A 24,505-nucleotide genomic window follows, 5' to 3' on the forward strand; every position below is an offset into this window, starting at 1 on the left:
AGGCGCCAAGGCCGGCTTTCCGCCTCTAGCTAAGGTCAGCCCTCGCTTTGCTTGTCGCGGGCTTTTCGCTGCTGCGCCCGGCGCGACAGAATGTTGAGCGCCTCCACGAGGACGGAGAAGCCCATCGCGGCGTAGATATAGCCCTTCGGCACATGGACGCCGAAGCCGTCAGCGATCAGCACGGCACCGATCATCAGCAGGAACCCAAGGGCGAGCATCACCACGGTGGGATTGCGATCGATGAAGTTCGCGAGAGGATCGGCGGCTAGCACCATCGCCCCCACTGCGATGAGCACGGCGATGACCATGACGGCCAGATTGTCCGTCATCCCGACGGCGGTCAGGATCGAGTCGATCGAGAAAACCATATCCAGGAGGATGATCTGGATGATTGCAGCGCCGAAGCTGATTGCGGCAACCTGCTTTCTGTCGAGCAAATCATCGCTGGGCGTGGGATCCACGTTGTGGTGAATCTCCTTTGTAGCCTTCCAGATCAGGAAGAGCCCGCCAACCACCAGGATGATGTCGCGCCAGGAGAAGGCGGTCTCGAAGCTGGGTTGCCCATATTGGTTGAGTGGTCCGCTGATACCAAGGTCGAACACGACAGCCGTCAGGCCCACGAGCCAGGCAATCATCGATAGCAGCACGAGGCGCATCGCGAGCGCCAAACCAATGCCGAGGCGGCGTGCCCGCTTCCGCTGTTCCTCGGGTAGCTTGTTCGACAGGATCGATATGAAGATCAGGTTGTCGATGCCCAGCACGACTTCCATCACGACAAGCGCGATGAGCGCTGCCCAGGCTGCGGGATCGGTAAACAGCGAAAGCAGACTGTCCATTCTCAACCTCTAAGGAGCGACACGGCTTGGTACAACGCTGCTGCGCCCGGCGCGGGTGCAGAGAGAAAAAAAACGGCGTCCGGGGATTTCTTCTGGGGCTGCCACCGGTGCCGCGACGAAGTGCTCCTGAGGCTCTAAGTTACATATAAAGATATCTTTATATTTGTATTCTGCAGGCGCCGGGGCTATGTGCGGGCACATGCCGGCCGGTGAACGTACCTTGGTCGGCGTCACTTTCCTGGAGACCCGTTGTGGCCACCGTTCTCGATCGCCCCACCACCACTGACTATGTCGTGAAGGACATTGGCCTTGCCGATTTCGGCCGCGCCGAGATCAACATCGCCGAAACCGAAATGCCGGGCCTGATGGCACTGCGCGAGGAATATGGCGCGTCGCAGCCGCTGAAGGGCGCACGCATCACCGGCTCGCTGCACATGACGATCCAGACCGCGGTGCTGATCGAGACGCTAACCGCGCTCGGCGCTGACGTGCGCTGGGCAACGTGCAACATCTTCTCCACCCAGGACCATGCCGCCGCCGCCATCGCCGCTGCGGGCATCCCCGTGTTCGCGGTGAAGGGTGAGAGCCTCGCCGACTATTGGGATTATGTCGGCTCGATCTTCGACTGGGATGACGGCAAGGGTCAGACCGCCAACATCATTCTCGACGACGGCGGCGACGCGACGATGTTTGCACTCTGGGGTGCGAAGCTCGAGGCCGGCGCCTCGTTCGGTGAGCCCGAGAATGCCGAGGAAGTCGAGTTCCAGCGCGCGCTGAAGGCGTTCATCGCCAAGAAGCCGGGCTATCTCACCGAGACGGTGAAGAACCTGAAGGGCGTCTCGGAAGAGACCACCACGGGCGTCCACCGCCTGTACGAAATCGCCAAGAAGGGCGAGCTCCCGTTCCCGGCGATCAACGTCAACGACTCGGTGACGAAGTCGAAGTTCGACAACCTCTACGGCTGCAAGGAATCGCTGGTTGACGCGATCCGCCGCGCGACCGACGTGATGCTCGCCGGCAAGGTCGCCTGCGTCGCCGGCTTCGGTGATGTCGGCAAGGGCTCGGCCCAGTCGCTCCGCAATGGCGGCGCGCGCGTGATGGTAACCGAAGTCGATCCGATCTGCGCTCTGCAGGCAGCGATGGAGGGCTTCGAGGTCGTGACGATGGACGAGGCGGTGCAGCGCGCCGACATCTTCGTCACCGCGACCGGCAACGCCGACGTGATCACTGCCGATCACATGAAGGCGATGAAGCCGATGAGCATTGTCTGCAACATCGGCCACTTCGACAGCGAGATCCAGATCGCCGCGCTCGACAATTACGAGTGGACCGAAGTGAAGCCGGGTACCGACCTGGTGAAGTTCCCGGACGGCAAGCAGATCATCATCCTGGCCAAGGGCCGTCTGGTGAACCTGGGCTGCGCCACCGGCCACCCCTCGTTCGTGATGAGCGCCTCGTTCACTAACCAGACGCTCGCGCAGATCGAGCTGTGGAGCAAGGGTGAGAACTACAAGAACGAAGTGTACGTCCTGCCAAAGCACCTCGACGAGAAGGTTGCGGCGCTTCACCTCGAAAAGCTCGGCGTGAAGTTGTCGAAGCTGACGCCGAAGCAGGCCGGCTACATTGGCGTTTCGGTCGAAGGCCCGTTCAAGCCGGATCACTATCGTTACTGATCGATCGCCTCTGGCGATCGACTGAAGGGGGGCGGGCTGCAACAGCCCGCCCCTTTTTTATGGGTATGCCGAGTTAGCCGGCAGCTTGGGCCATCACGCGCTGGCCCTCGGCTTCAACGATCGCGTTCTTCACGGCGGCTAGGTAACCGGCGACATCACCGCTGCTGGACGGCACGGCTTGGCGCAGGGTGATGAACCCGTGAACGTTGCCGACCGCCTCCCGGAAGGTCACCGGAACGCCGGCGAGGACGAGTGCAGCGGCGTAAGCACGCCCCTGATCTCGGATCGGGTCCAGGCTAGCGGTGATCACGACGGCGGGCGGAAGCCCGACCAGGCTTCCCACCATCGGAGAGCCCTGGAAGTGGGTGAAGTCGGCCTGATAATGTTCGGCGAACCAGATCATCGTTTCGCGTGTAAGGAGGAAGCCCTCGGCATAGTCGTTGAACGAAGGGTATTCCTTGTTCATGTCGGCCGCGGGGTACATCGGCGCCTGCACGATGACCGGCACGTCCGCTGGAGCGTCGCGCAGGCCCATAGCGGTGGTGATGGTCAGCGTTCCGCCTGCACTGTCACCCGAGAGGACGAGGCTGGTAACGGTGCGGCCCAGTTCGGCCGGATTGCTGGCGATCCAGCGCGCTGCGGCTTCGCAGTCCTGCGGCGCGGCGGGAAAGCGGTGCTCAGGAGCGAGACGGTAGTCGACCGAGACAACCGGCAGGTCCAGCTGACGTGACATTTCTGCGGTGAAGCTTGCATGCGTATCAATATTACCGATCACGAAGCCGCCGCCGTGGAAGAACACGACCACTGGGCCGGGCTCGCGTGACGCCCTGACGTCGAACAAGCGCGCCGGAATGTCGCCGGCTGGACCGGGGATGACTAAATCCCTGATCGTCGCGAGTTCGCCGACCGGGGGATCTGCGACATCCTTCATGCCGATGTACATCGCGCGCGCGGAATCAGCCGTGCCCTCGTGCGTTTTGGGGCCCTCGACGCTATTCAGATAGTCGAGGAAGCCGCGAACATCGGGGCGCACATAAGGGCCTTCGCTGTTTGAAGCTGCGCCCGTGCCATCTGCACGAATTAACGTGTCCGTCATAACATCTCTCCTCAAGTTCGCTTTTGCTACCTATCTTGGCGCAGATGATCGCCGTCGTCCATCATCCCGATTACGTGACGGAGGCGCCGGCCAGGAGCACCTATCGCTGGGGCAAGAATGGCGCGATCCGCGACCTGTTGCGGCAGGAGGGTGATCGGATTGAATGGCATGCTCCGGTAGTAGCGCCGCGTAGCTGGCTGGAGGCGGTGCATGAGCCGGAATATGTCGCAGAGGTCATCCGGGCCGATGTGCCCCGAGCAAAGGAGCGGCGGATCGGCTTTCCTGTGACGGCCAAAGTCGCGCAACGCGCACAGCTGGTTCCGGGTGGTACGTATCTGGCCGCGCAGATAGCGATCGAGCACGGTTTTGCCGCGAATACTGCCGGCGGCAGTCATCATGCCCTTGCAGATACGGGCGCCGGTTTTTGCGTTTTCAACGACCTTGCCATTGCTGCTGCTCAACTCGCCGTTGAAGGGCGGCGAGTGTTGGTGGTCGATCTGGACGTGCACCAAGGGGACGGGACGGCAGCGCTGACAGCTTCCGATCCGGGCATCGCAACCTATTCGGTTCATGCGGAAAAGAACTTCCCGGTGCGGAAGGCCCGGTCGACTCTCGACGTGCCGTTGCCGGACGGCACCGGGGATGCGGACTATCTGGAGGCTGTTCAAAGCACGTTGCCGGTGCTGATCGACCGGTTTGAGCCTGATATCATCCTTTATCAGGGCGGTGTTGATCCCTTCGCTGACGATCGGTTGGGGCGGCTTGCGCTGACCGACGACGGGCTGGCTGCACGCGACCGGCTGGTCGCAGCGCTTGCGCTTGCGCGGAACCTGCCTGTCGCGAGCACGGTGGGGGGCGGATACGGGGATGATGTCATGGCCATTGCCCAGCGTCACGTGGCGGTGATCCTGCGATTGGGGGAGGCGTTCGAGCGCGGGTGGTCGGGTGCGGGAACCGGGGGAGCGGTGGGAGCGTAGTCGCGCGATGCCTGCCCTCGTCTGGTTTCGCCAGGATCTCCGCCTCCATGACCATCCCGCTCTCATCGCCGCGGCGGCTGAGGGTGAGGTCATTCCTGTCTATGTGCTTGATGATGAAGGGCCGGGGGCGTGGCGGATCGGCGCGGCGCAGCGTTGGTGGCTGCATCACAGCCTAAGCGCGCTCGACGCATCACTGCGGGAAATCGGCAGTCGATTGATCCTGCGACGCGGCCGCGCGGCAACCGTCATGCGCGAGGTTGCGGAAGCCTGTGGCGCAGAAGCGGTCCACGCGATCCGGCACTATGAGCCATGGTGGCGGGAGGCGGAGGAGGCGCTTGGCGAGCGACTCTGCTCCCACGAGGGGAATCATCTCCGGCCGCCAGAGAGCGTCCGCACGGGCGGCGGTGGCCAGTTCCGGATGTTTTCGGCCTTCTACCGCGCACTATCGGCCATGATGCCTCCGGAGACGCCGATCGACGCGCCAAAGCACATTAAGGCGCCGGAGCAATGGCCGAAAAGCGATGCACTGGCCGATTGGGATCTCCTCCCGACCAAGCCTGATTGGGCGACGGGGTTTAACGTTTGGACGCCGGGCGAGGCGGGCGCGCAGACAGCACTCGACGATTTTGAACACGCGGTCGATGCGTATGAAGAGGCACGCAACTTGCCGGCGGTGGAGGGCACGTCCCGGCTTTCCCCGCACCTTCACCATGGCGAGATTTCGCCGCGGCAGATCTGGGAGGCGCTGACTAGTCGCGGCGCCGGGGTGGAGTCGTTCCGTCGCGAGCTGGCGTGGCGCGATTTCACCTCCGGACTGATCCTCGCGTTGCCGGATTATGCCGACCGCAACGGCCGCCCGCGGTTTGACCGGCTGAAGTGGCGCCATGCACCGAGCGACCTGAAGGCGTGGCAGCAGGGGCGAACCGGCTATCCCATCGTGGACGCCGGAATGCGACAGCTGTGGGAAACGGGATGGATGCACAACCGGGTGCGGATGATCGCGGCGAGCTTTCTAGTGAAGCATTTGCTGATCAACTGGCGCGACGGGGAGCGCTGGTTTTGGGATACGCTGGTCGACGCGGACTACGGCAACAACAGCGTCAATTGGCAATGGGTCGCGGGTACGGGCATCGACGCCAACATGTTTGGCCGGATCATGGCCCCGCTGTCGCAATCGGCCAAGTTCGACGCGGCCGAGTACATCCGAGAGTGGGTCCCTGAACTGCGCAACGTATCAGATGCCGCGATCCACGATCCGGAAGAGAGCGGATGCCGCCCGTCAGGCTATCCGCGCAAGATCATCGGCCATCGCGATGCGCGCGAGCGTGCCCTGGCTGCAGGACGCCAGGTGCGCTGATCCCCTCTTTCGCCGCCGCCCGCGCCGGTGCATGAGCGCGCGGGATGGAGGGACGGGTGACAGAGCCGGGGGCGGACAATCGCTGGGCGCGCAGCATCGCGCCATTATTCCATCGCATCCTCGACCGGATCGACGCCGGTTTGGAAGTGGGCGCCATCGAGGCCTTACTTCCCGACGGTGTTCATCGGCTGCTGGGCGGCCGGCAGGACGGCCCGGTGGCGCATGTCACGGTGGTTCGCTGGCGCGCCTTGCGACGCCTGATCACTGGTGGGTCGATCGGCTGGTACGAGGCGTGGGAAGAGGGGGACTGGACTAGTCCCGATCCTGTCCCGCTGTTCGATCTGTTCATGCGCAATCGCGCGACGCTGGGCAATGTCGCGCGGGCGAAGCGCGGAACGCGGCTGGCGGCGCGGGCGATGCACGCGCTGAGACACAACGACCGGCGGAACGCGCGCCGCAACATCGCCGCCCATTACGACCTGGGCAATGATTTCTACGAGGCGTGGCTCGATCCGACGCTGACCTACTCCAGCGCGCTGTTCGAAGCGGGCGATACGCTGGAGGCGGCGCAGCAGCGCAAGATCGATGCAATCCTGAGCCGTGCGAACGTGCCGGCCAACGGCACTCTGCTGGAAATCGGCTGTGGATGGGGCGGGTTGGCCGAACGGGCCGGACAGCGCGGAATCGGGGTGCGTGCGATCACTTTGGCTGCGGAGCAACAAGGGTTTGTCGCCGACCGGACCATCGATCTGCCGGTGGCCGTGTCGCTGACCGATTATCGCGATGTCCGCGGCCTGTATGATGGCGTGGCCTCGGTCGAGATGGTCGAGGCGGTTGGTGAGCGATATTGGGCCGACTATCTGGCGACGGTCGCACGGGCGCTGAAGCCCAGAGGGCGGGCGGCGATCCAGTTCATCAAGATCGCTGACGATATCTGGCCGTCGTACCGGGCCAATGTCGATTTCATCCAGGCCTATGTGTTCCCGGGAGGCATGTTGATCCACGAGCCAAAGTTCCGCGCGCTGGCCGAGGCGCAGGGGCTATGCTGGCAGGATCGCCACGCCTTTGGACAGGATTATGCCGAAACGCTTCGCCAGTGGCGCGAGCGGTTTGACGCCGCCGTCGCGGAAGGGCGGCTGCCTGCCCGGTTCGACCGCCGCTTCGTCGATCTGTGGCGGTACTATCTGATGTATTGCGAGGGTGGGTTTCGCGGCGGCGGGATCGACGTAGTCCAGATCACGCTGGTCAAGCAGCGTTAAGCCGCCACCCCGCCGCTACCCAACCCCCCTGCCGCCCGGGCCGACGCTGGGATCGGCCGAGGGGCGTCGGGGCTTGGGTCAGGCCGCCTCGAGTGCCTCATTTGCCTCCAGCCAGCGCGCTTCGGCAACTTCAAGCCGCTCGACCACCTGCGCGCGGCGCTTCAGCAGCTGGCCGGTGTTGAAGCCGTACAGCTCCCGGGCGGCTGATGCCGGATGCGCCATGGCGTGATCGATGGCGTCACGTTCGGCGGCCAGCTTGGCGATCTCCGCCTCGGCTTCCTTGACGGACTTGCGCCACGCCTTGTCGTTCTCCCGCTTCTCGGCGAACGCCTTCCGATCGTCCTTGCCGCGCGCCTTGCCCTCGGACTTAGGCTCCTTGGCTAGGATGAAGGCGGTGTAATCATCAAGGCTGCCGTCAAATTCGCGTGCCGTGCCGCCGTCCACCAATACCAGGCGGTCGGCGGTCAATTCGACCATGTGGCGATCGTGGCTGACGATCAGGACCGCGCCCTTATAGTCGTTGAGTGCCTGAACCAGCGCCTCGCGCGCGTCGACGTCAAGGTGGTTGGTAGGTTCGTCCAGGATCAGCAGATGCGGCGCTTCACGCGTGATCAGCGCCAGCGCGAGACGTGCCTTTTCCCCGCCTGACATCTTGCCCACGGTTGCGGTGGCCCGATCGCCCGAGAAGCCGAACCTGCCCAGCTGTGCGCGCACGGCGGCCGGGCTCGCGCCCTTCATCACGCGCGTCATATGGGCGAGGGGGGTGTCGTCCGAATCGAGTTCCTCCACCTGATATTGGGTGAAATAGCCGACGCGCATCCGGTTGCTGGTCGTCATGCCGCCCTCCATGGGGGCGAGCTGCGCTGCAATGAGCCTGGCGAAGGTGGTCTTGCCGTTACCGTTGCGGCCGAGAAGCGCGATACGATCGTCCGGGTCCATGCGAAGGTTAAGCCGGCGCAGGATCGGCGTGTCGCCATAGCCGACACTGGCATAATCCAGCGTGACGAGTGGTGGGCGAAGCGGCTCGGGATCGGGGAAGCCAAAGGAGAGCGTCGGATCGTTGGCAAGCTCCGCGATCGGCTGCATCTTTGCCAGCATCTTGGCGCGGCTCTGTGCCTGCTTCGCCGTGGAGGCGCGGGCGGAGTTGCGCGCGATGTAGTCCTGCAGCTTGGCGCGTTGGACGTCCTGATTCGCCTTCGCAGCGGCGATCTGGGCCATACGCTCCGCGCGCTGGCGCTCGAACGAATCATAACCGCCGGCGTACAGCGTGGTCTTGCCGCCCTGCAGGTGCAGGATGTGATCGACGACGTTGTTGAGAAAATCGCGCTCATGGCTGACCACGACGATCGTCGCATGATAGGAGCGGAGGAAATCCTCCAGCCACATCACTGCTTCCAGATCGAGGTGGTTCGACGGTTCGTCCAGCAGCAGAAGGTCCGGCTGCGAGAACAGCAGCGCGGCGAGCGCGACGCGCATCTTCCACCCGCCGGAGAAGCTGTCGAGCGGCTGGTTCTGTGCTTCCTCGTCGAAGCCAAGACCCAGCAGAATCTGCGAGGCGCGCGCCGGCGCAGTATAGGCGTCGATCGCGATCAACCGCTCGTAGATGTCGCCGAGCTTCTCGGGATCAGTTTCGGTTTCGCTCTGCTCCATGAGCGTTGCGCGCTCGGTATCGGCAGCGAGCACCGTCTCGAACGGCGTCGCGTCGCCGGCCGGCGCCTCCTGCGCGATATAGCCGATGCGCGCGCCCCGCGGCTTGTCGATCGACCCGCCATCGGGCTCGATCTGGCCGGCGATCACCTTCACCATCGTCGACTTGCCAGCGCCGTTGCGGCCGATCAGCCCGACGCGGCTGCCGGGCGGCAATGAGGCGGAGGCGCCGTCGAGGATCGCGCGCCCACCGAGGCGCACCGTGATACCGTTAATCGTAAGCATGAAGGCGCCTTAGCAGATTTGCTGCGCCTGCGTAATGCACGTCCTGCCGGCTGGCGCCTTCACGCCAGCCAGCAGGTTACCGGTGCAAAACCTTAGTGCACGAAACGAGCGACGACGTCGCGGTAGCTGCGACTGACCTTCACTTGCGCGCCCGAATCGAGAACGAGGAAGCATTCGCCGTTGGTATGCGGCTTCACCTGGCGCACCTGATCGAGGTTGACGATGGTTGAGCGGTGGACGCGCTGGAAGCGGCGCGGATCAAGACGCTTTTCCAGGTCCTTCATCGTTTCGCGAAGGATCAGCGTGTTGTCCGCGGTCTTGATGCACATGTAGTCGCCAGCCGCCTCGACAATTTCGATCGTGTCGACATCGACGCGGAAGATCTGACCGCGATCCTTCACGTTGATCAGCTTCTCAAAGCGGTTGGCGGTGGGGCCTTCGCCGCCGTCGACGATCTCGGCTGCGGCCTCGGGCGCGTGTTCGGCCAGTGCTTCCTTCAGCTTCTCCGCTTCGTTGATGCTTGATTTTTCGGCGAGCCGCTGACGCACCCGGTCGAGCGTGTCGGCGAGGCGCGCCTCCTCCACCGGCTTCATCAGGTAATCGACCGCCTGCGCCTCGAAGGCGCGCAAGGCGTGATCGGAGTAGGCGGTAACGAACACGAAAAGCGGAGGTTCGACCTCCATCAGCCCCTGAACGACGGAGAAGCCGTCAAAACCGGGCATCTGGATATCGAGGAAAACGAGGTCGGGCTTGTGAGTCTTGATCGCGCTGATCGCTTCGCGCCCGTTCTGGCACTTGGCGACGATCTCGACGTCGGCGAACGGCTGCAGCCGGAGCTCTAGGCCCTGGATCGCGAGCGGCTCGTCGTCGACGAGAATGGTGCGGATGGTCATGGTACGGTCATTCTCCATTCGGATGGCACCGGCCCTGACGATTGGCGCCGGTGGTCATCGTACGTCACTGCCCCCTTAACTCTTCCCTGTTATTCAAGCTGGAACGGTATCTCGATCTCCACGCCGAAGCCCCCCGTTGGCATCGCGCGGACCTCGAACCGGTGATCCGTCCCGAAAGATTGTGCCAGTCGCTCCCTGATATTGGCGATCCCGACGCCGGTTGAAAGGCTTGGCCTGTTCCGCGTCGGCTGCAAGCCCGGTCCGGTGTCGTTTACGCTGATCCGAACGCGATCGCCGATCAACCGCGCGGAGACCCGGATTTCGGCGCCTTCTTCCTTTGGCGTAACGGCATATTTGATCGCGTTTTCGACCAGCGGCTGCAGCAGGAGCGAGGGGAGCCGGGCGCGTTCCGCGGCGGGATCGATCTCGAACGTCGGGCGCAGGCGATCTTCGAATCGCATCTTCTCGATCTCGAGATACAGCTTCAGCGTCTCGACCTCCTGCGCCAGCGTCACATGCGCGGTCGGCTCGTTCGCCAGCGTGTAGCGCAGGAAGCTGGAGAGGCGGCTGAGCATCGCATTGGCGCGTTCGGTCTGCTTCAGCAGCACCAGCGTCGAGATGGAGTTGAGCGTATTGAACAGGAAATGCGGGTTGAGCTGATAGCGGAGCATCGCCAGCTGCGCCGATGAGGCCTGCGTTTCGAGATGCTGGAGCTGATCGATCTGTTCCTCGACGATCAGGTAGAAGTTGATCCCGAAGTAGAGCGCCGACCAGCCAGCCAGCACGGTGAAGTTCAGGAATAGCGAGCCGATCAGCAGCTTCACGTCCACGCCGGGCGCCGATAGCTTGATCAGGCTGAAAGAGAAGGTGTCGAGGAGGGCGTAGATGAAGGTCGCCGCGCCTAGCGTGAACACCGTCAGCAGGATGGCCGTGATGCGCGGCAGCCCGCGGTAGAAACCGTAGAGCACCGACAGCAGCAATGTGATGCAATAGCCGACGATCGTTTCGACCAGGATGCTGACCACGCCTTGAAGCGTGAAGCCGCCCGAAATCGCGGAGACGGTGCGTAGAACGAGATAGCCTGTCCACCCCGCCGCCTGCAGGATCCAGAAGGCGCGGGCCTTGTCCTCGAAGAACGGCCGCACTGCGAGGTTGCTGGGCCGGATGGGCGCTTGCGGATTGGATGGGGCAGGAAGCGAGGTCGCCATCGCGCGGCCCTTACACCGCCATTCGCGTCCACGCAAAAGGAAGGGCCGCCGCACCCGGAGATGCGGCGGCCCGAAGACCCATTCAGATCAGCGCGATCAGAAGGTGAAGCGCGCGCCCAGACGGATCAGGTAAACCGAGTTGTTGATGCTCGGGTTGGACGTGTTCGGGTCACGGAAGCCCGAGTAGCGGTACGAAGCGCAAGCGTTCGCTGCGTTGCTGGGCGTTCCGATCGCCCCGCTCAGCGCGGCGCCGGCTGCGTTCAGGCACTGCACCTGAACCGTTGCGGCGGTGTACGGGAAGCCGAGCTGACGCAGGCCACCCCAGTTGCTGTTCAACAGGTTAGGCAGGTTCTCGATATCGCCGAACAGCGTGATCCGCGAGCCGCCGACGAAGGTCGGGATTTCCTGTTCGACGTGCAGATCGATGCGGGTGAAGGCGCGGTTGCGGGCAATGTTCTTGCCAGCGATGCGGCCGCGATAGTCCTTCAGGTTGGTGCGGTTGATCAGCCCGTCGAGCTGGTCACGCGTGGTCGTGCTGTCATAGCTGACCAGCGGGTCAGTGGGGCTGGTCGGCACGTACATCAGGTAGCGATCGTTGTTGCCGATCGTCCCGAACACCGGCGAACGGCCGTTGTTGTTGTCCTGCATCGTGAAGCTGTACGGACGTCCCGCGCGGGTTTCGCCGAACAGCTGGATCGCCGTGCGATAGTCACCGAACAGCGCGCGGTCGAAGCCGACGCCGTACTTGAACGCCCACTTTATCTGATCGTTCGAGATGCCGTAGGCCGGCACATTCGGATCAATCATGGCAGCATTGCCGTACAGCGAGCTGGCGGTCGACGACGTCGCCGGGCTGACGTCGGTCACGTCCTGCCAGGTGTAGCTGCCGTGAACCGACAGGCCGAAGTCGAACCGCTTGTCACCGCGCACCACGAAGATGAAGCTGCGACCACGATCTTCGTTGTAGAACAGGAAGTCGCTGTTGCCATCGGTCGGCGTGGTGATCGGCGCGTAGCGCGGACGGCCGTCCGGCAGCGTGCCGACGCGGCGAACACGCAGATCGGTGAACGACGGCGCGCTCAGCGTGTCGGTGTACAGGAAGTCGGCACCGAAGTTCACGCCGCGCACCTTCGCGTCAGCCGAGAAGGTGGCCTTCAGCACGGCCGGCAGGCGCAGGTCCTGAGCCAGCGACGAGGTCGGCGCGGTGGACAGCGACTGCGTGTTGTTGCGCAGGTAATCGACTGCCGCCTGCGGGATGCCCGGCGCGACGACGTTGTCGAGGATGCCGCACAGCGCAGTGCCCGTGCCGCAGACCGCCGGATTGGTGTTCGAGCGAATGACGCCGTAGCCCGAGGTGGAGGAGTTCAGCGCGTTGGTGAGGACGCCCGTGGTCGAGAAGCTGTTCGACAGATACACGTCGGGCGAACCGCCACCGAACACGCCCACGCCGCCGCGCAGGCTGAGCCAATCGTTGGTCTGCCAGTTCGCGCTGATGCGCGGCTGGAAGTTCTCCATTCCCTTGAACGTCTTGGTGTTCGGGAAGCCATAACGAGCGAGGTAGAAGCTGTTCAGCGGCACCTGAGTGCGCATGCCGTACAGGTCGTAACGCGCGCCGTAGGTCAGCGTCAGGCGGTCAGTGATCGCCCAGTCGTCCTGGAAGCCGAAGGTGTACTGGCCGTATTTGAAGTCGGCTGCGGCGCTATTGATGTCACCATCGAGCGCGACCTGCAGATTGTAGGCGCTGGCGCGGCCGTTGCGGAAGTCTGCGACCGAGTCGAAGTACAGGCTGCCGGTGGCGTTCTGCACGAACAGGTTGCGGCTACGGTTCTCGTTATATTCAACGAGCAGCTTCAGCTCGTGCGAGCCGGCCGAGTAGCGGGTCAGGAACGAACCACCCCAGGTATCGAAGAACAACTCGTTCGCCTGGCGGCTGTTGTCCGGACCGAAGGCCACGGTCGGCACGCCGACGCCGCAGGTCGAGGCGGTGTTGGTGCCGTTCACGATGCTGGTCGGATCGGTGCAGACGCGGATCTGCGGGTAGCCGGTGCCGAGCAGCGGATCCTGGCCGCGGCGCGTGCTGCGGTAAAGGAAGCGGGCTTCGGTCGACAGCTGATCGGTCCAGTCCGAGTTCAGCTTCGCAATGCCGGCGCGCAGCAGGTTCGACGACTGATAGTAGTTAGACGCCAGGCCGATGACCGGCGTGTTATTGTTGGCGCTGGTGCCGTTGGCGACCGTGCTTTCCTCGTAAGCGTTGATGTACGACAGCGAGAGGCGGTGATTGTCGCTGATGTTCCAATCAATCTTACCGACGATCTTCTCGTCCTTCTGATTGTTGATCGTCACGAAATCGCCGGTCGCGTAGCCACCATAACGCGAGGTGTTGGCGATGCCGATCACCTCATCCAGGACACCCTGGTTGTAGCCGGGGATCTGGTTCAGCGTGGCGATCGACAGCGGGCGCGGATCGGTGTTGCGCTCCGCCGACACCATGAAGAACAGCTTGTCCTTGATCAGCGGGCCGGCCAGCGTCGCGCCGTAGGTTTCCGACTTGTACTTAGGCAGCGTGATGCGGTTCGAACCGATGCGGTCGCCCTGCAGGCCGTCGGTCGACTGCGAATAGAAACCGGTGCCGGTGAAGGTGTTGGTGCCCGACTTCAGCGTGGTATCGATGACGCCACCGAGGAAGTTGCCCTGACGGATGTCGTAGGGAGCGATCGAGACCGAGAACTGACCGATGGCGTCGAAGGGGACCGGGCCACGGTTGGTCGGGTTCGCATCCGAGTTCAGGCCGAACGTGTCACCGACCTGCACACCGTCAATCGTGAAGCGGTTGAAGCGCGGGTTGACGCCCGCGAAGCTGACGGCGCCCTGGCCGTTGGCGAGATCGAGCGCGGCGAACGGATCGCGACGCGCGAGATCGCGCACGTTGCGGTTGACCGAAGCGACCTTCGAGATGTCACGCGCGGTGAGGACGGTCTGCGGACCATCCGAGGTGACACCAGCGCCAGCGATCGACGAAGCAGTCACGACGATGTCGCCGTCGCCCTCATCGGCAGCTGCGACGTCGATCGGCAGCGAGTAGGTCTGTCCGACGACGGTGTAGATGTCGGTAACCTGCTTGGCACCCTGCGACGACTGGACGTCGACAGTGAACGTGCCGCCGGGACGAAGGCCGGTCAGCGAGAAGCCGCCGTTCGCGTCGGTGGTAGTCGAAGACGTCGTGCCCGACGCAGTTTCCCGCGCGATGACCGTTGCGCCAGCCACGGGCGCACCTGCTGCCGTCACCGTACCACGGATGGCGGAAGTGGTTTCCTGTGCCATCGCGCCGGCCGGTGCGATGAGCGCAACCGCAGCTACGCCCAGAAACAGGTTATGTCGCATTGAATCAAATTCCCCTTGGAGCTGGTGCTCTGGCAGGCGGTGCCTGAACCGCTGCCGCGCCCGTGCCTGCGCAATATTTCCGTTACGTTACGCGGGCGAGCAGAATCCAAAGGGAACCAATTTTGATTTTGCTGCGTTGCAAAAAGGCGACACGTGTATCGAGGCTATCCGGCGGCCGCGACGATCGCCTGCCAGCCAGCTTCATCGACCACGCGAATGCCCAGTTCTGCAGCCTTTTTGCCCTTTGAACCGGCGCCCGAGCCAGCAACGACAAGATCCGTTTTGGTGGAGACCGAGCCAGACACCTTCGCGCCCAGTGCCTCTGCCTGCGCTTTTGCCTCATCGCGGCTCATCGTTTCGAGCGTACCGGTAAAGACCACCGTCTTGCCCGACACCTCCGACGCGCGAGTCTCATGCACGACGTCGGCGGGGGTCAGCTGGCCAAGCAGGTCCGCGACGGCCGAGTCGTTGCGTTCCTCGGCGAAGAAATCGATCAGGGCGAGTGCGACTTCCGGGCCGACCTGCTTGGTGTCGACTATTGCCGCCAGTTCCTTGGCGGTGCGGGCGAGCAGCTTGTCATCGCTCTCTCCGATCGCCTGCAACATGTTGTCGCGCTTCTCGATCCCGGTCTGCACCATGGCCCGGAACGCGGCCCAGCTGCGCCAGCGTCGGGCGAGATCGCGCGCCGTCACCTCACCAATGTGGCGGATGCCGAGCGCGAAGAGGAAGCGATCGAGCGGGGGCTGCCGCTTCGCATCGATCGCCGCGATCAGATTGCGCGCCGACACCGCGGCCCAGCGCTCACGCGCGAGCAGCTGTTCCTCGGTCAGGCGGAAGATATCGGCGGGCGTTCCGATGAGGCCGTCGGCGAAGAAGCTTTCGATGTTGGTGATACCTAGCCCTTCGATGTCGAGCGCGTGGCGCGACGCGAAGTGGCGAAGGCGTTCCACCTGCTGTGCCGGGCAAACCAGACCGCCCGAGCAACGCCAGTCGACCTCGCCCGGTTCACGCACCGCCTCAGAGCCGCATTCCGGGCAGTGAGTGGGGAAGTGCCAGGCGGGGCGATCCTCTTCGACGGTGAGGTTCTCCACGATCTGCGGGATGACGTCGCCGGCGCGCTGGACAATGATGCGGTCGCCGGGGCGGACGCCGAGCCGCGCGACCTCATCCGCATTGTGGAGCGTGGCATTGCGGACGACGACGCCGCCGACGGTGACCGGCTCCAACTTCGCTACGGGCGTCAGCTTGCCGGTGCGGCCGACCTGAATGTCGATGTCGTTGAGCGTGGTCTGTGCCCGCTCGGCGGGAAACTTGTGCGCGATCGCCCAGCGGGGCGCGCGGGCAACGAAGCCCAGCCGCTCCTGCCAGTCTAGCCGGTCGACCTTATAGACGACGCCGTCGATGTCGAACGGCAGGTCGGCACGCTTGCCTTCGATGGCATTATATTGCGCCAGCGCCTCAGCAGCCGTGGCTACGGAGACGAAATCGTCCGCGACGGGAAAGCCCCAGCGGCGGATGGTAGCCACTACGTCCGACTGAGTCGTGCCGGGGAGGGCGCTCACCTCTCCCCAACCGTGCGCGAGGAAGCGCAAGGGGCGCTGAGCCGTGACGACGGCATCCTTCTGTCGCAACGAGCCGGCGGCGGCGTTGCGCGGGTTGGCGAACTGGCGCGCTTCCTTGCCGCTTTCTACCGCTTCGTCAGCGAGGCGCTGGTTGAGGGCGGCGAAATCTGCCTTGGCCATATATACCTCGCCGCGGACCTCGAAAATGTCGGGCGCGTCGTCAGGCAGCCGCGCCGGGATGTCGGCGATGGTGCGGACGTTGGCGGTCACGTCCTCGCCGGTCGTGCCGTCTCCGCGGGTCAGCGCCTGGACGAGGCGGCGCTGTTCGTAGCGTAGCGAGCAGGACAGGCCGTCGATCTTGGGCTCGGCGGTTAGTGCCACCTCTTCGCTGTCGCCCAGACGCAGAAAGCGGCGGACCCGGGCGACGAACTCCTCGACCTCTTCATCGCTGAAGGCATTGTCGAGGCTGGTCATCGGCCGGGCGTGGTTCACCTTAGCAAGATGGCCCGCCGGGGCGGCGCCCACCTGCCGCGAGGGCGAGTCCGCCCGTACGAGGTGAGGGAAGGCGGCTTCGAGTGCATTGTTGCGGCGGACCAGCGCATCGTAGTCCGCGTCCGAAATCTCGGGCGAGTCATTGGTGTGATAGAGACGATTGTGGCGCGCGATCTCCCCGGCCAGATGCTCGAGTTCGGCCGCAGCGGCGTTTTCTGTGGTGGGAAGCGCAGTCATAGCGGCTGGTTAGGCGAGCCCGCGCGCGCCGCCAAGCAGATGCGAAAAGGGCCGGAGCATTGCCCCGGCCCGTCCCGTTTCATGTGGTACTTGCGACGGCCTTAGCGCGTGCCGGGCGTCGACGGGTCGATGTCGTGCACGGCTTCGCTCTCATGCACTTCAACCAGGCCGCGGCCGAGATGCGAGGCGCGATAGCCGTAGCCATAGTAGATCGCGAGACCCAGGATGCCCCAGAGCGGCAGCACCAGCATCGCATCGATCGGGAGGTTGAAGAACAGGAAGATACAACCAGCGATCGTCAGCGGTCCGACCAGCCACAGCGCTGGCGTGCGGAAGCTGCGCTGGCGGTTTGGCTCGGTGCGGCGCAGGATCATGACGGCGATGGCCACCATCATGAACGCATAGAGCGTACCGGCATTGGCGATGTCCGCCAGCTTGCCCACCGGCAGGAAGGCGGCGGCAAATGCCACGGCCGCACCGGTGATCGCGGTGACGATGTACGGCGTCTTCCACTTCGGGTGAACGGCCGAGAGACGATCCGGCAGCAGGCCGTCGCGACTCATCACGAAGAAGATGCGGGTCTGACCGAACATCAGGATCAGGATGACCGACGGCAGCGCCAGGAAGGCCGCGATGCCCAGCATGTTGCCGACGCCCGACCAGCCGATCTGACGAAGCACATGAGCCAGCGCCTCGTTGGAGCATACCAAAGGCAGATCGTTAGCCGCGAAGGTCGCGCACTGACGGGCGAGCTCTTCCGAGCCGGCCGGGAAGGGAACGCCATTCGGACCCATGATCGGCTGACCGCCAACCGTGCCGATCGCGCCCGCCGCGACGAGGATGTAGAAGACAGTGCAGAACAGCAGCGATCCAACGAGGCCGATAGGAACGTTGCGCTGCGGGTTCTTGGTTTCCTCTGCCGCCGTCGAAACGGCGTCGAAGCCGACATAAGCGAAGAAGATCGTCGCCGCCGCGCCGACCGCGCCAACACCGGTGCCGAAGCCACCGAAGACGCCCGCAGGCAGGAAGGGATTGAAGCGATCAGCGTCGAACGCCTCGGATGGGATCGTCAGTGCGATGAATGCGGTGAGGGCCGTCACCTTGATCGCCACCAGCACGGCGTTGACGCGCGCGCTTTCGGTGGTGCCGACCATCAGCAGCCAGGTGATCAGAAGGGCAATGACGACGGCGGGCAGATTGATGAAGCCGCCTTCGACGCCGCCAAGAGCGAGCGGAGCGCCTGACAGCCAGGCCGGCAGACTTATACCGAGAAATTCATTGAGAATCGTGCCGGTGAAATAGCCCGACCACCCGACGGACACGGCGCTGGCCGCCACGGCATATTCGAGGATGAGAGCCCAGCCGACCGTCCAGCCGACGAGTTCGCCCATGGTAGCGTAGCTGTAGGTGTAGGCCGATCCCGCGACCGGGATCATGGCTGCAATCTCGGCGTAGCAAAGCGCTGCCACAATGCAGATCAGGCCGGCGATCGCGAATGCGAGCATCAGGCCGGGGCCGGCCTTTTGCGCGCCGGCGGAGGTGAGAACGAAAATACCGGTACCGATTACGCAACCGATGCCGAACAAGGTGAGCTGGAACCAGCCCAAGGTACGGTGAAGCGCTTTCTTCTCGGCAGTCGCCAAGATGGCGTCGAGCGGTTTTACTCGGCCAAAGATCATGCGGCCTTTTCCCCCCAGGAACGCGGCACTCGCGGCCGCATGTGCATTAAAGCGCGCGAACCTAGCGGGAGATCGTCGTCGCGCAATCCCTCAACGCACAGGGAAGCAAGATTGCGTCCTTTGAGTTACGGTCGGCTGTCGTTTTCGACCAGCATTGGACCCAATGGGCGCCCGGCAAGAATGTGGACGTGCAGATGCGGCACTTCCTGGTGGCTGTCGGGGCCGGCGTTGGCGAGCAGGCGGTAGCCCGGCTCGACGAGTCCCGCCTCTCGCGCGACGTGACCGACTGCCCGGACGAACCCAGCGATCTCCACGTCGCTCGCCTTTGCCGAGAAGTCATCCCAGCTGACGTACGGCCCCTTTGGGATCACCAGAATATGGGTGGGCGACCATGGAGCGATGTCGTGGAAGGCGAGCGCGTGATCATCCTCATACACCTTGCGCGCCGGTATCTCCCCGCGAAGGATGCGCGCGAAAATGTTCGTATCGTCATAGGGCAGCGTTGCATCGACGGGCATGAGCGAAGCCTTATTCGGGACGGAAGGAGAGGGGGCGTCCGGCCTTTTCGTCGTGGCCCGATTGCCCTTCGCGGCGATCAAGCTCCCGACGCACATCATCGAGCGTCAGCCCAGCGTCGGCCAGCAGCACGAGAAGGTGAAAGATGAGGTCCGCCGCCTCAGGGATGATGTCGGCATCTTCGCCGGAACAGGCAGCGATAACGGTTTCCACCGCTTCCTCGCCGACCTTCTGTGCGATCTTGTGGCGTCCCTGAAAGAACAGGCTCGCGGTATAGGAGCGCACGGCGGGCGCATCCTTTCGCGCGCGGATCGTTGCTTCGAGACGGTCGAGGGTGTCGTCAGCCATGCCGCGCGAGGTGCCGCGCGCGGCGAACAAGGTCAACCTCTGCGGCCCCTGTTCCTCAGTGCGCGGCGCGTAAGCCACACCGCAATCGCAGCGGCGACGAACAGCGCCGCATCGGACAGCTCCGGCCCACGGCGTGGGGTGGAGACCGCCTCAATCCCGGCGCGCGGGGTAGAGGCCGTCAGCGTGAACAAGGATGGCGACATGACGCTAATGGCTCCGGCGGGACTGAGCCGTCCTTATGCCACCGACGCTTAGCGAAGAGTCAATGACGCCTGACTGGCACGCCGGCATCGGCAAGGGCGGCATGTGCCTGAGCGATGGTAGCCTGGCCGAAGTGAAAGATTGATGCGGCAAGCACTGCCGACGCGTGACCTTCGGTTACGCCGCGGACCAGATCGTCGAGGCCCCCGACTCCGCCCGACGCCACCACGGGAACACTGGTTCGGTCAGCGACTGCGCGGATCAGGTCGAGGTCATAGCCATCGCGCGTGCCGTCACGATCCATCGAAGTCAGCAGGATTTCGCCCGCGCCCAGTTCCGCAAGGCGAAGCGCATGCGCGATCGCGTCGATCCCGGTTGCGCGCCGTCCGCCGTGGGTGAAGACCTCCCATCCGTCGGCCACGCGGCGAGCATCCACGCTGGCGACGCAGCACTGGCGGCCGAAGCGTTCGGCGATGTCAGCGACCAGTTCGGGGCGAGCGACGGCGGCCGAGTTGACTGCCACCTTGTCCGCACCAGCCAGCAACAGTGCGCGTGCATCGTCCGCGCTGCGCACACCGCCGCCGACGGTCAGCGGCATGAAACACACCGACGCGGTTCGGCGGACCACGTCGAGGATCGTGTCGCGCCCCTCGTGACTCGCGGTGATGTCCAGGAAGCAGAGTTCGTCGGCTCCCGCCGCGTCGTAGGCGCGAGCTTGTTCGACGGGATCGCCGGCGTCGACCAGATCGACGAAATTAACGCCCTTCACCACGCGGCCATTAGCCACGTCGAGGCAGGGAATGACGCGGGCGCGAACCGTCACGGCTCAGGCCGCCGCAGCGACGTTCAGGGCGGCGGCGAGATCGAGCCGGCCATCGTACAGTGCGCGGCCAGTGATGACGCCTTCCACCCCATCGCGGGCGTGGAGTGCCAGCACATGGATATCCGAAATGCCCGCGACGCCGCCGCTGGCGATAACCGGGATCGACACGGAGCGGGCGAGATCCACCGTCGCCTCGACATTGCAGCCCTTCAGCAACCCGTCGCGCCCGACATCGGTAAACAGGAGCGCGGCCACCCCCGCATCCTCGAACTGCCGCGCCAGATCGGTGGCGGAGGTGGTCGACACGTCCGCCCAGCCCTTGGTCGCCACCATGCCGTCTCGGGCGTCGACGGCAACGACGATGCCGCCGGGGAAGGCGGCGGCCATGTCACGGACGAACTCTGGATTTTCGAGCGCAGCGGTGCCGATCACCACGCGCGCAACGCCAGCATTGAACCAGGCCTCCACGCTTTCCGGTGTGCGAATGCCGCCGCCGAGCTGCACATGACCGGGGAACCGGCTGACGATGGCGCGCACCGCGTCGCCATTGCGGCTTTCACCGGCGAAGGCGCCGTCAAGATCGACGACATGAAGATGGCCGGCGCCGGCATCGGCAAACAGCATCGCCTGCGCCGCAGGATCATCGCCATAGACGGTCGCACGGTCCATATCGCCTTCGGCAAGGCGAACGACCTGGCCCGCCTTCAGATCGATGGCGGGAAAAACGATAAGGCTCAAGGACGCCACTCCAGAAAGCGGGCGAGAAGATCGAGGCCGTAGCGCTGGCTCTTCTCGGGATGAAATTGAACGCCGACGATGGTGTCACGGCCGATCGCGGCCGTGACCGCGCCGGCATGGTCGGTCTGCGCGATCACGCCATCACCCTCATAAGCGAAGCTATGCAGGAAATAGGCCTCGCCTGGGACAACCAGAGGATGCTCGCCGGTCGGCACCACATCGTTCCAGCCCATATGCGGTACCTTCGCGTCGGTACCCGCCGGATCCAGGCGCCGGACGCTGCCCGCAAACCACCCGAGGCCGCGGTGCTGCCCCATCTCCTCGCCGCATTCCGCCAGCAGTTGCATGCCGACGCAGATCCCGAGGAAGGGCGCGCCCTGATCAAGCACACGGGCTCGCAGTGCCGATTCGAGCCCATCCACGGCACGAAGGTTGGCCGCGCAGGCGCCAAATGCGCCGACACCCGGCAGCACGATGCGGTCGGCGCGGGCAATCACGTCGGGGTCGGCGGTGACGGTCACTTCCGTTGCGCCGGCCGCACGCAAAGCATTTTCGACCGAGTGCAGATTCCCGGACAGAATGTCGACCAGTGCCAGTGTCACAAGACGCCCTTGGTCGACGGGATCGAATCGGCCTTGCGCGGGTCGATCTCGATCGCTTGTCGCAGGGCCCGGGCAAGACCCTTGAAAGCGCTTTCTGCGATGTGATGATTGTTCTCGCCGTGCAGCGTCTCGACATGGAGCGTGATGCCGGCGGCCTGGGCGAAGCTGTGGAACCAGTGTTTGAACATCTCGGTGTCCATCTCGCCGAGCCGCTTCTGGCTGAACTCTGTCTTCCACACGAGCCAGGGGCGGCCGGAGATGTCGAGCGCGACGCGCGTCAGCGTCTCATCCATCGGCGACAGGGCGTCGCCGTACCGCCGGATGCCGCGCTTATCGCCGAGCGCCTGGGCCAGCGCCTCGCCGATAGCGATCGCCGTATCCTCCACGGTGTGATGCTGGTCGATGTGGAGATCGCCCTTGGTCTCGACATCGAGATCGACGAGCGAATGGCGCGACAGCTGCTCCAGCATATGGTCGAAGAAACCGACGCCGGTCGACACACGGTAGGTTCCCGTGCCATCAAGGTTAACGGTCACCGCGATCTTGGTTTCGCTGGTGTCACGGCGGATCGTCGCGGTGCGCATGAGCGCGCACATAGCGGAGCCGGCGCGCCATGCAATCTTGACCGTACGGTTCGCGCCGTTACCGATGGTGCCAATGGACGACCAAGCACCCGACAGCCTGATTCCCTACGACGAGATCGTGCAGGAGGCCCTGCGCGCCGTTGTCGGCCGTGTATTGGGCTCCGTCGCAACCGGCGGCACCCTGCCGGGCGATCATCATTTCTACATCACGTTCAAGACCCAGGCGGCGGGCGTCGACATCCCGCAACGGCTGATCGAGCGTTTCCCCGACGAAATGACGATCGTGCTGCAGAACCGGTATTGGGACCTGACGGTCGATGCCGAGCGATTCTCCGTCGGCCTCAGCTTCAACCAGGTGCCGTCGAAACTGGTGATCCCTTATTCGGCGATCACGGGATTTCATGATCCGGCCGTCAATTTCGAGCTTCGGTTCCAGGCGCAGGAAGGGCCGGGCGATGGCCCTGAGCCGCACGACCCGGCAGAAAACGACGGGCCGCCGACGCCGTCCAGCGAAGACGGTTCGAACGTCGTTTCGGTGGATTTCAAGCGCAAGAAGTAGTGGCGTCGCTGCCGGGCCAGTCCTGGCAGTGTCACTTCGAAGCCGAGGACGCGAACCGCCGGAGGGTGGTCGTGCGCCCTTGCACCTGTGCCCTGCGCCTCCAAATACCGCCTGTCACAACAGATAGGCCCGGGCATGAACGCGACGCGCACCGAAACCGATTCGATTGGCAGCATCGAGGTGCCGGCTACCGCTTATTGGGGCGCGCAAACCCAGCGTTCGATCGAGAACTTTCCGTTCGGACTTACGGAGCGGATGCCGATCGGGATCGTTCATGCGCAGGCGATCGTGAAGCAGGCGGCGGCGCGGGTTAACGCCCGGCATGGGCTGGATGCCGGCATCGTCAAAGCGATCGAGGATGCCGCGCAGGAAATCGTCGCGGGGAAGCTGGACGACCAGTTTCCGCTGGTCATTTGGCAGACCGGGTCCGGCACCCAGACTAACATGAACGTGAACGAAGTGATCGCCGGCCGCGCCAACGAGGTGCTGACCGGCACGCGGGGCGGCAAGTCGCCGGTACATCCGAATGATCACGTCAACATGAGTCAATCGTCCAACGACAGCTTTCCGACGGCGCTGCATGTCGCGACCGCGCTCGCGACGCGTGACGCGCTGCTTCCTGCGCTCGACACGCTTCATGCCGCGCTGGATGCGAAGGCCAGGGCGTGGGCCAACATCGTGAAGATCGGCCGGACGCATACGCAGGACGCCACCCCGCTAACCCTGGGGCAGGAGTTTTCCGGCTATGCAGCGCAGCTTGCCAGTTGCCGCGGCCGGATCGAGGATGCGTTGCACCGCGATATTCGCAAGCTGGCGATTGGCGGCACGGCTGTCGGCACAGGACTGAATGCGCCGGGAGGGTGGGCGACCGACATGACCGCCGCGATCAGCGACATCGCGGGCTGGCCATTCGAAAGCGCTCCGAACAAGTTCGAGCAGCTTGCCGCCAAGGATGGCCTTGTCTTCTTCTCCGGCGCGCTAAACACGCTGGCGGTAGCGCTCAACAAGATCGCCAACGACATCCGGCTCCTCGCTTCGGGGCCGCGGTCCGGGCTGGGCGAACTGTCCCTGCCGGCGAACGAACCGGGCAGCTCCATCATGCCGGGCAAGGTGAACCCCACGCAATGCGAATCGCTCACCATGGTGGCCGCGCAGGTGATCGGGAATCATCAGGCGGTGACCGTCGGCGGGATGCAGGGGCATTTCGAACTGAACGTCTTCATGCCGCTGATCGGCGCCAATGTACTCCGATCGATCCACCTGCTCGCGGTGGGCATGACCAGCTTCGCTGAACGATGCGTCGAAGGGATGGTGGCCAACGAGCGCCAGATCGCCGATCTGGTCGGCCGTTCGCTGATGCTGGTGACGGCGCTGGCGCCTGAGATCGGCTATGACAATGCGGCGAAGATCGCCAAGCACGCCCATGCGGAAGGGCTGACGCTGCGCGAGGCCGGGCTGGCGCTGGGCCTGGTTGAGGGTGAGATATTCGATCGGGTGGTCCGTCCGGAGGCGATGCTGGGAACCTGAACCGCTGCGGCGCGCTTAGCGAGCC

At 64.3% G+C, this 24,505-nt stretch carries 20 protein-coding genes; 6 read left to right on the forward strand and 14 right to left on the reverse strand.

Annotation, left to right across the window (positions count from 1 at the left end; translation table 11 throughout):
- Positions 1-35: 35 nt before the first annotated feature.
- Positions 36-836 carry a TerC family protein gene (locus tag K0S66_RS00350; protein WP_301073081.1) on the reverse strand — a complete coding sequence of 267 codons (801 nt, stop codon included), beginning with the start codon at positions 834-836 and terminating at the stop codon, positions 36-38.
- Positions 837-1,087: 251 nt separating this feature from the next.
- On the opposite strand from K0S66_RS00350, the gene ahcY reads away from it, so the two are divergent.
- Entirely contained in the window at positions 1,088-2,509 is a 1,422-nt protein-coding gene (gene ahcY, locus K0S66_RS00355) for an adenosylhomocysteinase (protein WP_301073082.1), read from the forward strand.
- A 73-nt stretch (positions 2,510-2,582) separates the two neighbouring features.
- Here the strand turns inward: ahcY and K0S66_RS00360 are convergent, their stop codons facing one another.
- On the reverse strand, positions 2,583-3,605 hold the full coding sequence (locus tag K0S66_RS00360) for an alpha/beta hydrolase (RefSeq protein WP_301073083.1): 1,023 nt from the start codon (positions 3,603-3,605) through the stop codon (positions 2,583-2,585).
- 44 nt (positions 3,606-3,649) lie between these two features.
- Here K0S66_RS00360 and K0S66_RS00365 point away from each other — a divergent pair, with 44 nt between their 5' ends.
- From K0S66_RS00365 to K0S66_RS00375, 3 genes are read left to right on the forward strand one after another with little or no spacing between them, the layout of a single operon-like run.
- Positions 3,650-4,582 (forward strand): histone deacetylase, encoded by a 933-nt coding sequence (locus K0S66_RS00365; RefSeq protein ID WP_301073084.1) that lies wholly within the window; start codon positions 3,650-3,652, stop codon positions 4,580-4,582.
- Between the two features lie 7 nt (positions 4,583-4,589).
- Positions 4,590-5,939 (forward strand): deoxyribodipyrimidine photo-lyase, encoded by a 1,350-nt coding sequence (locus K0S66_RS00370; RefSeq protein ID WP_301073085.1) that lies wholly within the window; start codon positions 4,590-4,592, stop codon positions 5,937-5,939.
- Positions 5,940-5,995: 56 nt separating this feature from the next.
- Positions 5,996-7,198 (forward strand): cyclopropane-fatty-acyl-phospholipid synthase family protein, encoded by a 1,203-nt coding sequence (locus K0S66_RS00375; RefSeq protein ID WP_301073086.1) that lies wholly within the window; start codon positions 5,996-5,998, stop codon positions 7,196-7,198.
- A 78-nt stretch (positions 7,199-7,276) separates the two neighbouring features.
- On the opposite strand, the gene K0S66_RS00380 is transcribed toward K0S66_RS00375, so the two are convergent.
- The 12 genes from K0S66_RS00380 to hisB form a co-directional block, all read right to left on the reverse strand.
- Entirely contained in the window at positions 7,277-9,130 is a 1,854-nt protein-coding gene (locus K0S66_RS00380) for an ABC-F family ATP-binding cassette domain-containing protein (protein WP_301073087.1), read from the reverse strand.
- Between the two features lie 92 nt (positions 9,131-9,222).
- Positions 9,223-10,023 carry a LytTR family DNA-binding domain-containing protein gene (locus K0S66_RS00385; protein WP_301073088.1) on the reverse strand — a complete coding sequence of 267 codons (801 nt, stop codon included), beginning with the start codon at positions 10,021-10,023 and terminating at the stop codon, positions 9,223-9,225.
- Between the two features lie 89 nt (positions 10,024-10,112).
- On the reverse strand, positions 10,113-11,231 hold the full coding sequence (locus K0S66_RS00390) for a histidine kinase (protein ID WP_301073089.1): 1,119 nt from the start codon (positions 11,229-11,231) through the stop codon (positions 10,113-10,115).
- A gap of 96 nt (positions 11,232-11,327) precedes the next feature.
- Positions 11,328-14,612 carry a TonB-dependent receptor gene (locus K0S66_RS00395; protein ID WP_301073090.1) on the reverse strand — a complete coding sequence of 1,095 codons (3,285 nt, stop codon included), beginning with the start codon at positions 14,610-14,612 and terminating at the stop codon, positions 11,328-11,330.
- Positions 14,613-14,776: 164 nt separating this feature from the next.
- Entirely contained in the window at positions 14,777-16,903 is a 2,127-nt protein-coding gene (gene ligA / locus K0S66_RS00400) for an NAD-dependent DNA ligase LigA (protein ID WP_301073091.1), read from the reverse strand.
- Positions 16,904-17,004: 101 nt separating this feature from the next.
- Entirely contained in the window at positions 17,005-18,582 is a 1,578-nt protein-coding gene (locus tag K0S66_RS00405; protein ID WP_301073092.1) for an amino acid permease, read from the reverse strand.
- 125 nt (positions 18,583-18,707) lie between these two features.
- Positions 18,708-19,100 (reverse strand): histidine triad nucleotide-binding protein, encoded by a 393-nt coding sequence (locus K0S66_RS00410; protein ID WP_301073093.1) that lies wholly within the window; start codon positions 19,098-19,100, stop codon positions 18,708-18,710.
- A gap of 10 nt (positions 19,101-19,110) precedes the next feature.
- The gene (locus K0S66_RS00415; protein WP_301073094.1) at positions 19,111-19,446 is read right to left on the reverse strand and encodes a phosphoribosyl-ATP diphosphatase; all 336 of its coding nucleotides are present in this window, start codon (positions 19,444-19,446) and stop codon (positions 19,111-19,113) included.
- A 262-nt stretch (positions 19,447-19,708) separates the two neighbouring features.
- Positions 19,709-20,470 (reverse strand): imidazole glycerol phosphate synthase subunit HisF, encoded by a 762-nt coding sequence (gene hisF, locus K0S66_RS00420; RefSeq protein WP_301073095.1) that lies wholly within the window; start codon positions 20,468-20,470, stop codon positions 19,709-19,711.
- A 3-nt stretch (positions 20,471-20,473) separates the two neighbouring features.
- Positions 20,474-21,208 carry a 1-(5-phosphoribosyl)-5-[(5-phosphoribosylamino)methylideneamino]imidazole-4-carboxamide isomerase gene (hisA, locus tag K0S66_RS00425; protein ID WP_301073096.1) on the reverse strand — a complete coding sequence of 245 codons (735 nt, stop codon included), beginning with the start codon at positions 21,206-21,208 and terminating at the stop codon, positions 20,474-20,476.
- The gene (gene hisH, locus K0S66_RS00430) at positions 21,205-21,810 is read right to left on the reverse strand and encodes an imidazole glycerol phosphate synthase subunit HisH (RefSeq protein WP_301073097.1); all 606 of its coding nucleotides are present in this window, start codon (positions 21,808-21,810) and stop codon (positions 21,205-21,207) included. The genes hisA and hisH overlap by 4 nt, the downstream gene beginning before the upstream one ends.
- Positions 21,807-22,394: an imidazoleglycerol-phosphate dehydratase HisB gene (hisB, locus tag K0S66_RS00435; protein WP_301073098.1), complete on the reverse strand. Its 588-nt coding sequence runs from the start codon at positions 22,392-22,394 to the stop codon at positions 21,807-21,809. The genes hisH and hisB overlap by 4 nt, the downstream gene beginning before the upstream one ends.
- Positions 22,395-22,467: 73 nt before the next feature.
- On the opposite strand from hisB, the gene K0S66_RS00440 reads away from it, so the two are divergent.
- Both K0S66_RS00440 and fumC read left to right on the forward strand, forming a co-directional pair.
- Positions 22,468-22,953 (forward strand): ClpXP protease specificity-enhancing factor SspB, encoded by a 486-nt coding sequence (locus K0S66_RS00440; protein WP_301073099.1) that lies wholly within the window; start codon positions 22,468-22,470, stop codon positions 22,951-22,953.
- A gap of 135 nt (positions 22,954-23,088) precedes the next feature.
- A complete protein-coding gene (gene fumC / locus K0S66_RS00445; RefSeq protein WP_301073100.1) occupies positions 23,089-24,480 on the forward strand; it encodes a class II fumarate hydratase in 1,392 nt (463 codons plus the stop codon).
- The last annotated feature ends 25 nt before the right edge of the window (positions 24,481-24,505 follow it).

The organism is Sphingomonas sp., assembly GCF_029239295.1.
In the GTDB taxonomy this organism is placed as follows: domain Bacteria; phylum Pseudomonadota; class Alphaproteobacteria; order Sphingomonadales; family Sphingomonadaceae; genus Sphingomonas.

What these genes read in the sequence shown, in the direction of transcription:
- K0S66_RS00385 (WP_301073088.1), bottom strand. Translation starts at nt 10,023, where the DNA reads ATGACCATCCGCACCATTCTCGTCGACGACGAGCCGCTCGCGATCCAG.
- K0S66_RS00390 (WP_301073089.1), bottom strand. Translation starts at nt 11,231, where the DNA reads ATGGCGACCTCGCTTCCTGCCCCATCCAATCCGCAAGCGCCCATCCGG.
- K0S66_RS00380 (WP_301073087.1), bottom strand. Translation starts at nt 9,130, where the DNA reads ATGCTTACGATTAACGGTATCACGGTGCGCCTCGGTGGGCGCGCGATC.
- K0S66_RS00370 (WP_301073085.1), top strand. Translation starts at nt 4,590, where the DNA reads ATGCCTGCCCTCGTCTGGTTTCGCCAGGATCTCCGCCTCCATGACCAT.
- K0S66_RS00415 (WP_301073094.1), bottom strand. Translation starts at nt 19,446, where the DNA reads ATGGCTGACGACACCCTCGACCGTCTCGAAGCAACGATCCGCGCGCGA.
- K0S66_RS00395 (WP_301073090.1), bottom strand. Translation starts at nt 14,612, where the DNA reads ATGCGACATAACCTGTTTCTGGGCGTAGCTGCGGTTGCGCTCATCGCA.
- fumC (WP_301073100.1), top strand. Translation starts at nt 23,089, where the DNA reads ATGAACGCGACGCGCACCGAAACCGATTCGATTGGCAGCATCGAGGTG.
- K0S66_RS00405 (WP_301073092.1), bottom strand. Translation starts at nt 18,582, where the DNA reads ATGATCTTTGGCCGAGTAAAACCGCTCGACGCCATCTTGGCGACTGCC.
- K0S66_RS00350 (WP_301073081.1), bottom strand. Translation starts at nt 836, where the DNA reads ATGGACAGTCTGCTTTCGCTGTTTACCGATCCCGCAGCCTGGGCAGCG.
- K0S66_RS00365 (WP_301073084.1), top strand. Translation starts at nt 3,650, where the DNA reads ATGATCGCCGTCGTCCATCATCCCGATTACGTGACGGAGGCGCCGGCC.
- K0S66_RS00410 (WP_301073093.1), bottom strand. Translation starts at nt 19,100, where the DNA reads ATGCCCGTCGATGCAACGCTGCCCTATGACGATACGAACATTTTCGCG.
- K0S66_RS00360 (WP_301073083.1), bottom strand. Translation starts at nt 3,605, where the DNA reads ATGACGGACACGTTAATTCGTGCAGATGGCACGGGCGCAGCTTCAAAC.
- K0S66_RS00440 (WP_301073099.1), top strand. Translation starts at nt 22,468, where the DNA reads ATGGACGACCAAGCACCCGACAGCCTGATTCCCTACGACGAGATCGTG.
- ligA (WP_301073091.1), bottom strand. Translation starts at nt 16,903, where the DNA reads ATGACTGCGCTTCCCACCACAGAAAACGCCGCTGCGGCCGAACTCGAG.
- hisB (WP_301073098.1), bottom strand. Translation starts at nt 22,394, where the DNA reads ATGCGCACCGCGACGATCCGCCGTGACACCAGCGAAACCAAGATCGCG.